The sequence below is a fragment of the Pantoea agglomerans genome, assembly GCF_020149765.1.
GTDB lineage: Bacteria > Pseudomonadota > Gammaproteobacteria > Enterobacterales > Enterobacteriaceae > Pantoea > Pantoea alvi.
Map to the genome: position 1 here is coordinate 69413 of NZ_CP083810.1, position 12050 is coordinate 81462.

Annotated in this window: 10 protein-coding genes; 6 read left to right on the forward strand and 4 right to left on the reverse strand. The window is 61.4% G+C overall.

All coding sequences use genetic code 11. The annotated features are described in order from the left end of the window. Positions 1–351: 351 nt before the first annotated feature. Positions 352–1425, forward strand: coding sequence for an aldo/keto reductase (locus tag LB453_RS22515; RefSeq protein WP_103797220.1), 1074 nt, complete (start codon positions 352–354; stop codon positions 1423–1425). A 163-nt stretch (positions 1426–1588) separates the two neighbouring features. On the opposite strand, the gene malG is transcribed toward LB453_RS22515, so the two are convergent. Genes malG through malE form a run of 3 tightly spaced genes read right to left on the reverse strand, consistent with a single transcriptional unit; the run spans position 1589 to position 5271 of the window. Beyond that, complete coding sequence (gene malG, locus LB453_RS22520; RefSeq protein ID WP_033792433.1) at positions 1589–2479, reverse strand: maltose ABC transporter permease MalG; 891 nt, start codon at positions 2477–2479, stop codon at positions 1589–1591. Positions 2480–2488: 9 nt separating this feature from the next. Beyond that, complete coding sequence (malF, locus tag LB453_RS22525) at positions 2489–4021, reverse strand: maltose ABC transporter permease MalF (RefSeq protein ID WP_084885377.1); 1533 nt, start codon at positions 4019–4021, stop codon at positions 2489–2491. 59 nt (positions 4022–4080) lie between these two features. After that, a complete protein-coding gene (gene malE / locus LB453_RS22530; RefSeq protein ID WP_146053864.1) occupies positions 4081–5271 on the reverse strand; it encodes a maltose/maltodextrin ABC transporter substrate-binding protein MalE in 1191 nt (396 codons plus the stop codon). Positions 5272–5633: 362 nt separating this feature from the next. Here malE and malK point away from each other — a divergent pair, with 362 nt between their 5' ends. The 5 genes from malK (at position 5634) to LB453_RS22555 (ending at position 9906) form a co-directional block, all read left to right on the forward strand. Next, on the forward strand, positions 5634–6743 hold the full coding sequence (gene malK / locus LB453_RS22535) for a maltose/maltodextrin ABC transporter ATP-binding protein MalK (RefSeq protein WP_033755647.1): 1110 nt from the start codon (positions 5634–5636) through the stop codon (positions 6741–6743). Between the two features lie 41 nt (positions 6744–6784). Beyond that, complete coding sequence (locus LB453_RS22540) at positions 6785–8086, forward strand: maltoporin (RefSeq protein WP_033755645.1); 1302 nt, start codon at positions 6785–6787, stop codon at positions 8084–8086. Between the two features lie 118 nt (positions 8087–8204). Further along, positions 8205–9119 carry a maltose operon protein MalM gene (gene malM / locus LB453_RS22545; protein WP_103797222.1) on the forward strand — a complete coding sequence of 305 codons (915 nt, stop codon included), beginning with the start codon at positions 8205–8207 and terminating at the stop codon, positions 9117–9119. Between the two features lie 143 nt (positions 9120–9262). Beyond that, positions 9263–9493, forward strand: coding sequence for a type II toxin-antitoxin system VapB family antitoxin (gene vapB, locus LB453_RS22550; protein ID WP_048782087.1), 231 nt, complete (start codon positions 9263–9265; stop codon positions 9491–9493). Further along, the gene (locus LB453_RS22555) at positions 9490–9906 is read left to right on the forward strand and encodes a type II toxin-antitoxin system VapC family toxin (protein WP_103797223.1); all 417 of its coding nucleotides are present in this window, start codon (positions 9490–9492) and stop codon (positions 9904–9906) included. The genes vapB and LB453_RS22555 overlap by 4 nt, the downstream gene beginning before the upstream one ends. A 71-nt stretch (positions 9907–9977) precedes the next feature. Here the strand turns inward: LB453_RS22555 and malQ are convergent, their stop codons facing one another. Continuing rightward, complete coding sequence (malQ, locus tag LB453_RS22560; RefSeq protein WP_103797224.1) at positions 9978–12047, reverse strand: 4-alpha-glucanotransferase; 2070 nt, start codon at positions 12045–12047, stop codon at positions 9978–9980. Between the last annotated feature and the right edge of the window lie 3 nt (positions 12048–12050).

Genomic DNA, 12050 nt, shown 5'->3' on the forward strand with positions numbered 1-12050 from the left:
CCTAAAATGTGGCGTCTCGCATCAAAAATGTGCGAGTGAATATATTTATAGCATTACCAGGGCTCATCTCCCCAAACAAACTGTTACGCAAAGTGATGGTTTACATGTTTATCTATTTTTTGCGCGAAAATATTGCGCATTTTAGCTAGCAGATCGTGATTTATTTTTTTTACAAATACCTTACTTCAGCATTTAATGTAGTTGTTACAAGGAAAAAATAAATTGCACCTTTGCTGACTTGCTTTTGAACAATTTGCACCCCTCCCAATCCTCTCCTACGCTTTTCCCCCTGAACACACAAAACCCATTGCGACTACGATCGCCTTTTTAAGCTGTAAAGGAGGAAAGTAAATGCAATACCGTAAACTGGGCCACTCGGGCCTGCTGGTCTCGAAATTCGTGCTGGGCACCGTGCCGTTCGGCGGCAAAGCCGGCTTTGAAAAAACCGGCAACGTTAACGCCAGCGAAGCGCGCCGCTTTATCGATATCGCGCTAGATCACGGCGTTAATATGATCGACACCGCCGATCTCTATTCGATGGGCGGCGCGGAAGAGGTGGTCGGCGAAGCGCTCGGCGATAAACGTGACAAGGTCATTCTGGCGAGCAAAGCGCGCAGCCCGCTGGGCGATGGCCCGAATGAGAGCGGCGCCAGCCGTTACCATCTCGTCAAAGCGTGCGAAGCGAGCCTGCGCCGCCTGAAAACCGACCACATCGACCTTTATCAGATCCATAACTGGGATGGCGTCACCTCGGTTGAAGAGACGCTGCGCGCGCTGGAAGATCTGGTGAAAAGCGGCAAAATCCGCTACTTCGGCACCTCCAACTACACCGCCTGGCAGATGATGAAGACGTTAGGCTGCGCCAGCGAACAGCAGCTGCTCAAGCCTGTTAGCCAGCAAATCTACTACACGCCGGAATCGCGCGAAGCGGAGTTCGAGCTGCTGCCGATGGCGATCGACCAGCAGATCGGCACGCTGATCTGGGGGCCGCTGGGCGAAGGCCTGCTGACTGGCGCGGTCAGCCGTCACGGCAAAGCGCCGGCATCCACGCGTCAGGGCAGCGGCTGGCCGGAACCCTACGTCCACGATATGGAGCACGCCTATAACGTTATCGAGGTGCTGGAGCAGGTCGGCAAAGAGATTAACGCCTCTATCGCGCAGGTCTGCCTGGCCTGGCTGGCGGAGCGTCCCGGCGTCAGCGCGCTGATCGTCGGCAACCGCAGCGAAACGCATCTGCGTGAAAACCTCAACGCCTTCAAACTCACCCTGAGCAATGAGCAGCGCCAGCGCATTGAACGCGTGACGCGTCCGGCGCCGCGCTATCCCTACTGGCACCGCTTCACCAGCGGCATGGACCGTATCGATCCGGCAGAGCAACCCTTCCTGGACGAGTACCGTCAGACCCTCGACGAACGTAAAGATTAGGCGCAGAAATAAGCCGCACGCTGGCCGCGCGATGTGGTCAGCCTTTATTTTTATGCCGTAAGCGCCTCTTTCAGCACAAATAAAAACGGCGGCCCTAAGGCCGCCAAAAACCCTCAATTATGGTTAGTATTGAGGAAGCAGTGGCACTGCAATGATGAAGAGATTAGCCCTTAACGCCGCCCGCCGTCAGGCCGCTGACCAGCCAGCGCTGCGCCAGCAGAAACACCAGCGTGATCGGGATGGCGGAGAGCACGGCGGCGGCGGCGAAGTCGCCCCACAGATAGTTCTGCGGGTTGAGATACTGCTGCATCCCCACCGCCAGGGTATAGCTGTTGACGTCCCGCAGCAGCAGCGAAGCGACCGGCACTTCCGTTACCGCGGCGATAAACGCCAGAATAAACACCACCGCCAGGATCGGCACCGACAGCGGCAAGAGCACCAGTCGGAACGCCTGCCACGGCGTCGCGCCGTCCAGCGCGGCCGCCTCTTCAAGCGAGCCGTCGATGGTTTCGAAATAGCCTTTAATCGTCCAGACGTGCAGCGCGATACCGCCCAGGTAGGCGAAAATCACGCCGCCGTGCGTATTCAACCCCAGGAAAGGCAGATACTGCCCCAGCCGATCGAATAAAGCATAAAGCGCCACCAGCGAAAGCACAGCCGGGAACATCTGAAAAATCAGCATCCCTTTCAACAGGCTGGCGCGTCCGGCGAAGCGCATGCGAGCAAAAGCATAGGCGCAGGTGGTGGAAAGCGCCACTATGCCGAGCGCGCTGATGCCGGCGATCTTCACCGAGTTCCACAGCCACAGCAGCACCGGGAACGGCGGCGGCGTGACGCGGCCATCGGCATGGGTCACGCTGAAGCCCAGCGCCAGCCGCCAGTGCTCCCAGGAGATCTGCTCCGGGATCAGGCTGCCGGTGGCGAAGTTGCCCGCGCGCAGCGAGATCGCCACCACCATCAGCAGCGGGAAAAGAATCGCGGCGATAAACGCCAGCAGCAGCAGATGGGTCAGCAGCAGACGCAGCTTCTGCGATTTAGGTTGTACCATAGCCATAACGCCTCCTTAGTCGAACTTCATCCGCACGGCTTTCAGGTTAATCACCGCCAGCGCGCCCACCAGCAGGAAGATCAGGGTGGCGATCGCCGCCGCCAGACCAAAGTCCTGTCCGCCGCCCCCCTCGAAGGCGATGCGCCACGTATAGTTCACCAGCAGATCGGTATAGCCCGCCGGCGTGGTGGTGCCAAGGCGATCGGGGCCGCCGTTGGTCAGCAGCTGCACCAGCACGAAGTTGTTAAAATTAAAGGCGAAGCTGGCGATCATCAGCGGCATCAGCGGCTTCAGCAGCAGCGGCAGGGTAATCAGAAAGAAATTCTGCATCGGCCCCGCGCCATCCATCGCCGAGGCTTCGTAGAGATCGTCCGGAATCGCCTTCAGCAGCCCCATGCAGAGGATCATCATATAGGGATAGCCCAGCCAGGTATTGACGATAACCAGCATGGCGCGCGCCAGCAGCGGGTCGCTGAACCAGGCGGGCTGCAGGCCGAACAGGGCGTTGAGCAGCACGTTGATCTCGCCGAAGCTCTGGTTAAACAGCCCCTTGAAAATCAGTATCGAAATAAAGGCCGGTACGGCGTAGGGCAGGATCAGCATCACGCGATAAATCGCTTTGCCTTTCAGCGCCTCCCACTGCACCAGACAGGCGAGCACCATACCGACGGCGACGGTCAGCGCCACGGTCAGCAGGGAGAAGAGCAGCGTCCAGCCGAAAATCGCCAGGAAGGGCTTCTGGATGCCTTCGTCGGTAAAGACGCGCACAAAGTTCTTCCAGCCTGCGCCAACCGTAAAGCCCGGGCTGAGCTGCTCGCTGCCCCAGCTGCCGTCGGCGTTGACGCGCTGAAAGAAGCCAGTTTGATCGTTCGCCTGATAGATCTCGCCGCTCTGCTGATTTTTCAGCCGCTGGTCGGCGGTGAGCTGATAGAGCGGCCGCGTGCCGGAGAACTGTCGCAGCGAACTCATCACCAGTTCGCGGCCGTCCGGCAGCCTGGCGCGGAGTTGACTGAGCGCCTGCCGGTTGCCGGTGACGACCTTCAGCGTCGCGCGCTGGCCCGCCGGCGGCGCGGCAGGGGTCATGCTGAGCTGCTGTTCGCCGCCAAAAGCGAACGGCGGCGAGACATAGCTCTCGCTGTCGGCGGAGAGCACCAGCTGCCAGCGATCGCCCGCAGGATAGAGCGCGAAGTTCATTCCCGCGCCGTCCTGATACTGACGGCTCAGCAACACCTGCTGCGCGCGCGCCTGGGTGAGCTGGTTGGTGCTGCTGTAGTTGGTAAAGGCGATCGCCACGGTACAGGCGAGGGGAAAGAGCACAAACAGCGCCATCCCGGCGAGACCGGGATAAACATAGCGCCAGGCGTAGGCGCGCCGGTTAGCGTAGATCCAGATGCCCGCCGCGCTGACGATCAGCGTCAGCAGCGCAAACAGATATTCGCCCTGCGCATACATCAGCACCAGAAGGTAGCCGACCAGCAGACAGCAGATCCCGACGAGAACGCGCTTCAGCAGCTGGCCCGCGCCTCCTGTTTTCGGTTTTCCTGACATGATTCGGTGTTCCTTAACAACCAGTGGTAAGCCGGCGCGAACCGGCTTTGGGAGAGGCGTTACTTGTTCAGGCGCGCCTGCGCATCTTTCAGCGCGGCATCGACGCTCTGACGTCCGCTCAGGGCGTTAAGCGTGGCGGTGCGCATCGCATACCAGAAGGCCGCCATCTGCGGGATATTCGGCATGATGTCGCCGCTGCGCGCGTTGTTCATGGTAGCGGCGATGCGCTCGTCTTTTTCCAGCGCCTGCTGGAACGACTTCAGCGTGACTGCGCCCAGCGGTTTGTCTTTATTCACCGCGTCCAGACCGGCATCGGTCAGCAGGTAGTTCTCAAGGAACTCTTTCGCCAGCTCTTTATTCGGGCTGGCGGCGTTGATGCCCGCGCTCAGCACGCCGACAAAGGTTTTCGACGGTTTGCCGTTCAGGGTCGGCAGCAGCGTGACGCCGTAGTTGATGCCGCTCTTGTCGATATTGCTCCAGGCCCAGGGACCGTTGATGGTCATCGCGGTCTGGCCTTTATTGAACGCCGCTTCGGCGATGGAGTAGTCGGTGTCGGCGTTGAGGGTTTTGGCTTTAACCTGATTGACCAGGAACTGCATGCCCGCTTTCGCGCCGGCGTTATCTACGCCGGTATCTTTGACGTCGTAGCCGCTGTCGCTCTTTTTAAAGGCGTAAGCGCCGCCTGCAGCCAGCAGCGGCCAGGTGAAGTAGGGTTCCTGCAGGTTGAACATAATGGCGCTCTTGCCTTTGGCGCGCAGCTGTTTGTCGACGGCCGCCATCTCTTCCCAGCTTTTCGGCGGGTCAGGCAGCAGATCTTTGTTGTAGATCAGCGACAGCGATTCCACCGACACCGGGTAGCCGATCAGCTTGCCGTTAAAGCGCACCGCGTCCCAGGTAAAAGGAAAGAGCTTCTCCTGGAAGCTTTTATCCGGCGAGATCTCCGCCAGCAGCCCCGACTGGGCATAGCCGCCGAAGCGGTCGTGCGCCCAGAAGATAATGTCCGGGCCGTCGCCGGTGGCGGCCACCTGCGGATATTTCTCTTCCATTTTATCCGGATGCTCGACCGTGACTTTAATGCCGGTATCCTGCTCGAACTTCTTACCCACTTCGGCCAGCCCGTTATAGCCTTTATCGCCGTTGATCCAGATAACCAGTTTTCCCTCTTCGATCTTCGCGATTGCCGAGGCCGAAAACAGCATGGCCGTAAGGGCGGAAAGGGCAAAAATGCGTGCGCCGGTTTTCATTGTCATAACTCCATCCTGTTAGCGGAAACGGAAATCGTTTTCCCGCACATTGTGACCATCCGCCGCTGCTTCTCATCCTCCCGCGCTCTACGCCTGCCGACGCTAAGCCGTGATCTCCGTTGCAAAACCGGGCGGTTATCACGGTCTGGCGCACACTCCGGTCGCCGCGACTCTGCGCAGTCGATCACAAAAAACCGCGCGCCGCCGCCGTTGCAGGGAGAGGCGCGGCGATCTCCTCCTCCTCTCTCATCCCCCAGCTAAAGCGCCTGCGGCGGAGGATGCGCGCGCCCGGAACCTTTCCCATAGTGGACGCCGGAGTCTGCCTGCGGCGATGCAGGCAAGAATGAGCAAGCGGAGAGGAAAGCATCATGGCGAGCGTCGCGTTACGCAATGTCACCAAGGCCTGGGGCGACACCCTGGTCTCGAAGGACATCAATCTGGAAATCGGCGAAGGAGAGTTTGTGGTGTTCGTCGGCCCGTCGGGCTGCGGCAAATCCACGCTGCTGCGCATGATCGCCGGTCTGGAGACCATTACCCGCGGCGAGCTGCTGATCGGCGGCCAGCGAATGAACGAGGTGCCGCCCGCCGAGCGCGGCATCGGCATGGTGTTTCAGTCCTATGCCCTCTATCCGCACCTGTCGGTGGCGGAAAATATGTCTTTCGGCCTGAAGCTGGCGGGCGTCAGGCGTGACGAGATCCAGCATCGCGTTAATCAGGTGGCGGAAGTGCTGCAGCTGGCGCATCTGCTCGACCGTCGGCCCAAAGCGCTCTCCGGCGGTCAGCGCCAGCGCGTGGCGATCGGCCGTACGCTGGTCGCCGAGCCGCGCGTCTTTTTACTCGACGAGCCGCTCTCCAACCTGGACGCCGCGCTGCGCGTGCAGATGCGCATCGAGATTTCGCGCCTGCACAAGCGCCTGAAGCGCACCATGATTTACGTCACCCACGATCAGATCGAGGCGATGACCCTGGCGGACAAGATCGTGGTGCTGGATGCCGGGCGCATCGCCCAGGTCGGCAGGCCGCTGGAGCTCTATCACTATCCCGCTAACCGCTTCGTCGCCGGATTTATCGGCTCGCCGCGCATGAATTTCCTGCCCGTCAAAGTGACCGCCACCGCTATCGATCAGGTGCAGGTCCGCCTGCCTAACGATCAGCGCATCTGGCTACCGGTCGAGAGCGCAGGCGTCCAGGTGGGCAGCAATATGTCGTTAGGCATCCGACCTGAACACCTGCTCTCCAGCGATATCGCCGACGTCACGCTCGAGGGCGAGGTGCAGGTGGTCGAGCAGCTCGGCAACGAAACGCAAATCCATATCCAGATCCCCGCTATCCGTCAAAACCTGGTTTACCGCCAGGAGGACGTCGTGCTGGTAGAAGAGGGCGCCCTGATGGGCATTGGCCTGCCACCGGAGCGCTGTCACCTGTTCCGCGAGGACGGGAGCGCCTGTCGCAGGCTGCATCAGGAGCCTGGTGTTTAGCCCTGCAAAACAATAAAAGCAATGATCTCAGGAGATAGAAAATGATAACTCTGCGCAAACTTCCCGTCGCTATCGCCATCGCGGCGGGCACGATCTCTGCCTCGTCGATGGCGGTCGACTTTACCGGCTACGCCCGTTCCGGCATCGGCTGGACCGGCAGCGGCGGCGAACAGCAGTGCTTTCAGGCTACCGGCGCGCAAAGCAAATACCGTCTGGGCAACGAATGCGAAACCTACGCCGAACTGAAGCTGGGCCAGGAAGTGTGGAAAGAGGGCGACAAAAGCTTCTACTTCGACACCAACGTCGCCTATTCAGTGGCGCAACAGAATGACTGGGAGGCGACATCCCCCGCCTTCCGCGAGGCGAACGTCAAAGGCAAAAACCTGATCGACGCCCTGCCGGGCTCCACTATCTGGGCCGGTAAGCGCTTCTACCAGCGTCACGACGTGCATATGATCGACTTCTACTACTGGGATATCTCCGGCCCGGGCGCCGGTCTGGAAGATGTGGATCTCGGCTTCGGCAAGCTCTCTTTCGCGGCGACGCGCTCCTCAGAGGCGGGCGGCTCCTATACCTTCTCCAGCGATCGCATCCGCGATTACGCCACCAGCACCGCCAACGACGTCTTCGACGTGCGCCTGGCCGGACTGGAAACCAACCCGGACGGCGTGCTGGAGCTGGGTGTCGATTATGGCCGCGCCAACGCGCGCGACGGCTACCGTATCGAAGACGGCGCGTCGAAAGATGGCTGGATGTTCACGGCGGAGCATACCCAGAGCATGCTCAAAGGCTACAACAAATTCGTGCTGCAGTACGCCACCGATGCGCTCACCTCGCAGGGCAAAGGGCTGCCGCAGGGCACCAACATCAACAACAACGGCAGCATGTACCGCGTCCTCGATCACGGCGCCATCTCGCTCGCCGATCGCTGGGACCTGATGTACGTGGCGATGTACCAGAACACCGATCTGGACAACAACCGCGGCACCGAGTGGTACACCGTCGGCGTGCGCCCGATGTACAAATGGACGCCGATCATGAGCACCCTGCTGGAAGTGGGCTACGACAACGTGAAGTCGCAGCAGGTCAGCGAACGCAACGGCCAGTACAAAATCACCCTCGCTCAGCAGTGGCAGGCGGGCGACAGCATCTGGTCGCGCCCGGCGCTGCGCCTGTTCGCTACCTATGCCAAATGGGATGAGAAGTGGGGCTACAGCAAAGATGCCTCCGGCGATCTGACCTCGCTGGCTTCCGCAGACAGCACCGGCAACGGGCTCTTCACCAACAGCCGCGGCGACAACGATGAGTGGAGCTTCGGCGCGCAGATGGAAATCTGGTGGTAAACCCTACCGACCTGTAACGCAAACGGCCGCCGTGCGTTCAGCGCACGGCGCTTTCTGAGCAGCCGCGGCCATTGCCTGGCTTCAGCGGCTGTCCGACAGCCTGTTGAGAATATAAAAAATGAAAAAGAAAACGCTTACCGCACTCTGTCTGAGCGCCGCGCTGCTGACGAGCCTCGCACTGCCAGCGCATGCTGAAATTAACCTGGTGCCGCAGGATCTCTCCGCCGCGCCGACGATCCCGACCGCGAGCCTGCAGCGACTGAGCTGGCAGCCCGTCGACACCTCGCGCCCGCAGAGCATCTCGCTGTCGCAGAGCGGCACGCAGCTTGACGTCAGCGGCATCACCGGTCCTGTCGCCGCGTTTAGCCTGCCTGCCAGCCAGGGCGAGCTGACGGTGACGCTGAGCAGCGAAGTGGCGCACAATCAGGTATTCGCCCCCAATGTGCTGGTGCTCGACGAGAATCTGCGTCCCGCCGCCTGGTTCCCGAGCCGCTTTTTTACCTATCAACAGCCGGGCGTGATGAGCGCCGACCGCCTGGAAGGGGTGATGAAGCTGACGCCGGCGCTGGGCCAGCAAAAAATCTATCTGCTGGTATTCACTACCGCGCAGGATCTCGGCCAGACCACCACGCTGGTGGATCCGGCGAAAGCCTACGCCAGAGGCACCGGCCATGCGGTGCCCGATATTCCCGATCCGGTCGCGCGTCACGGCGTGGACGGCAAAATAAAGCTGAAAGTCTCCACCAGCTCCGCCTCCTCGATTCTGGTCGGCCCGCTGTTCGGCTCCTCAGGTCCGGCGCCGGTTACGGTCGGCAGCACCCAGCCGGTTGCGCAGGCGGCGGCACGCACCGCGCCCGCCGCGCCGTCGGCGCCGCTGGTGGAGGATACCGAAAGTTACTTTAATCAGAGCATCCGTCAGGCGGTGGATCAGGGCAATATCGATAAAGCCCTCAAGCTGCTGGACGAGGCGGAACGCCTGGGTTCGACGTCGGCGCGCAAAACCTTTATCAGCAGTGTTAAAGGCAAGGGGTGAAGCTGCCCCGACAGTGCTGAGTTGCCCCACCTGGTGCGCTACGGCGCACCTTTTTTTATGGAAAAATAACGTATGAAGGGCGGTTATACATCACGCCTTCCTCGGCATATTCTTGGCATATGTAAGGATGGGAGGACAAAAAAATGCGTACGGTATCGATATTCAAAAACGGTAATAATCGGGCGATTCGCCTGCCGCGCGATCTCGATTTCGACGGCGTAAACGAACTGGAGATTATTCGCGAAGGCGACTCTCTGATCCTGCGACCAGTCAAGCCGAGCTGGGGGTCATTTCGCGAGCAAGAAAAGGCTGACGCCGATTTTATGACGGAGCGTGCAGACGTTTTCAGCGATGAAGGGCGATTTGAGCTGTGATTAAAACCTATATGCTCGATACAAATATCTGCTCTTTTATTATGCGGGAACAGCCGGAAGCCGTACTCATGCGGCTGGAGCAAGCTGTGCTGCGTCGTCATCGAATTGTTGTGTCGGCGATAACCTATGCGGAAATGCGGTTTGGCGCTGTTGGCAAGAAAGCGTCGCCTCGCCATGTACAGCTGGTTGAAGCGTTCTGCGCGCGCCTGGATGCCATTCTGGCCTGGGATCGCCATGCAGTGGACGCAACCACAGAAATCAAGCGTGCGCTGACCGCTATTGACAGGCCCATTGGCCCGAATGATACCGCCATTGCCGGGCACGCTATTGCGGCTGACGCCATGCTTGTTACCCATAACGTCAAGGAATTTGAGCGCGTGCCAGGGCTTGTTTTTGAAGACTGGAGCAAATGATCGTCTGACGGTGATGGAAATAGCGCAGTCCATAATCGTCAGCCCGCGCGCGGCGGGCTAACGTCTCTCTTCTATTTCATTCCCTTTCTGCCGCGATCCACCGCCGCCAGCAGCGCATCGACCGCCGGATCGCTGAACATCTCCTCCAGCGTCGCGCTGAGCTTGCGCCGCCAGTTAGGCCAGGCGTCGACGGTGCCGGGCACGTTTACCGGCGTCGTCATATCCAGCCACTCTTCCGGCTGCAGGCCGAGCAGGGCGCTTTGCGTGTCGGCCAGATAGCCCAGAATCGCCTGGCTGAGCGCGCGGGTCATACGCGCGCCGCCCCGCTGAAAGCGCCGGCGCGGGGGCAGCGCGCCGCTGCGCAGCAGGGTCTGCAACAGCGCTTTCCTTGCCGCCTGCCTGTCGCGATACAGCCCCGCCAGGACGTCCTTATCGGGATAGAGGCCCAGCTTGCTGCCCAGACGAAGATCGTCGCTGCGCCACCAGCCGCGCAGCGTCGGCATATCGTGGGTGGTGGCGACCGCCATCGCCTGGCGCGGCCACTGCCCCGGCGCGCGGAACGCCTGCTTCGACGCCTGCTCGAAATAGAGCACCTTGTAGGAGTAGACGCCCGCGTCCCGCAGTTTGTCGACGATCGCCGCCGGCACGGTGCCTAAATCCTCGCCGATCACCATACAGCGGTGGCGCTGACTCTCCAGCGCCAGAATTGCCAGCAGCGCGTCCACCGGATAGTGCACATAGGCGCCTTCCGCCGCGCTTTCGCCCTGCGGGATCCACCAGAGGCGCAGCAGCGCCATCACATGATCGATACGCAGCGCGCCGCAATCCTGCATGCTGGCGCGCAACAGGGTGATCCAGGGCTCAAACGCGCGCGCGGCCATCACCTGCGGATCCATCGGCGGCAGCCCCCAGTTTTGCCCCAGCGGACCGAGAATATCGGGCGGCGCGCCGACGCTCGCCTCAAGACAGTAAAGCTCCCGCTCGCGCCAGGTTTCGGCGCCGTCGCGCGCCACGCCTACCGCCAGATCGCGGTACAGGCCGATCGCCATCTCATGCTGCCGACAGCGCTGCCAGCACGCCGCGAACTGCCGGGCCGCGAGCCACTGCAGCCAGAGATAAAAGCGCACCTCATCGCTCTGCTCAATGCGAAATGCCAGCACGGCGGCGCTGTCGGGATGCTGAAAGGCGTCCGGCCAGCTTTGCCAGCCGTGACTGTCACCATCCTGCTTACGTTGCTCGGCATGCAGGGCGTCAAACAGGCCCTGGCAGAGCAGGCTGTCGCCGCCCGCCTCGACAAAATCCTCAAACGCCGCCGCCTCCGCGTCATCCGCGTCGCGCAGTCGAAACGCCTGCCAGGCCAGCCGTAAGCCCTCCAGCTTCAGGCGCGTCACGGCAGGGTAATCTACCCATTCCGCGCGGCGCGCCGCCTGCAACGCCTGCTGGGTCGCCTCAAGACGCCACCAGGCCCGCGCCGCCTCGCTCTGCTGAAAGTCCGGCACCGCGTTGACGTCGATGTAGAGAATATTGAGCCAGCGGCGCGACGAAGGACTGTACGGGCTGGCGCTCTCTGGCTCGGCGGGAAACAGGGCGTGCAGGGGGTTCAGCCCGACAAAGGCGCCGCCGCGGCGCGCCGTCTCGTCGATCATCCGCCGCAGATCGCCAAAGTCGCCGATGCCCCAGTTATGTGCCGATCGCAGCGTATAGAGCTGGATGCAGCTGCCCCACAGCGATTCGCCCGCCAGCAGCGCGGGCGGCTCATAGCAGCGCGGCGGCGCGACGATAACGCAGCAGCCGTAGCGCTGCGCCTCATGCTCCAGCGTCAGCTGGTGGTAGCCGTCCGGCAACGGCGGCAGCGTCAGGGTTTCGCCCGCCGCGCAGCGGCCTGACCAGCACGCGCCCCCTTCGCTGGTCAGCTGCCAGCTGGCCGCGCTGAGAAGCACCGGCGAGAGCGTCAGCGGCTCGCCCTGGCGTAAGATGGCCGCAGGCGGCAGCGGAGACGCGCCCGCGTTCTGAGGCTGCATCAGCCCCAGCAGACGCTCGCGGGTCAGCGTAGAGACCTGCTGCGGCCGGCCGTGGGCATCAATGTAATCGGGCGCAATCAGGCCGTCTGCGGCGCGATCGAGATGATTTTTCGGTTTCATGGC

Coding starts and splice junctions, on each gene's coding strand:
- LB453_RS22515 (WP_103797220.1), top strand. CDS start 352: ATGCAATACCGTAAACTGGGCCACTCGGGCCTGCTGGTCTCGAAATTC.
- malG (WP_033792433.1), bottom strand. CDS start 2,479: ATGGCTATGGTACAACCTAAATCGCAGAAGCTGCGTCTGCTGCTGACC.
- malF (WP_084885377.1), bottom strand. CDS start 4,021: ATGTCAGGAAAACCGAAAACAGGAGGCGCGGGCCAGCTGCTGAAGCGC.
- malE (WP_146053864.1), bottom strand. CDS start 5,271: ATGACAATGAAAACCGGCGCACGCATTTTTGCCCTTTCCGCCCTTACG.
- malK (WP_033755647.1), top strand. CDS start 5,634: ATGGCGAGCGTCGCGTTACGCAATGTCACCAAGGCCTGGGGCGACACC.
- LB453_RS22540 (WP_033755645.1), top strand. CDS start 6,785: ATGATAACTCTGCGCAAACTTCCCGTCGCTATCGCCATCGCGGCGGGC.
- malM (WP_103797222.1), top strand. CDS start 8,205: ATGAAAAAGAAAACGCTTACCGCACTCTGTCTGAGCGCCGCGCTGCTG.
- vapB (WP_048782087.1), top strand. CDS start 9,263: ATGCGTACGGTATCGATATTCAAAAACGGTAATAATCGGGCGATTCGC.
- malQ (WP_103797224.1), bottom strand. CDS start 12,047: ATGAAACCGAAAAATCATCTCGATCGCGCCGCAGACGGCCTGATTGCG.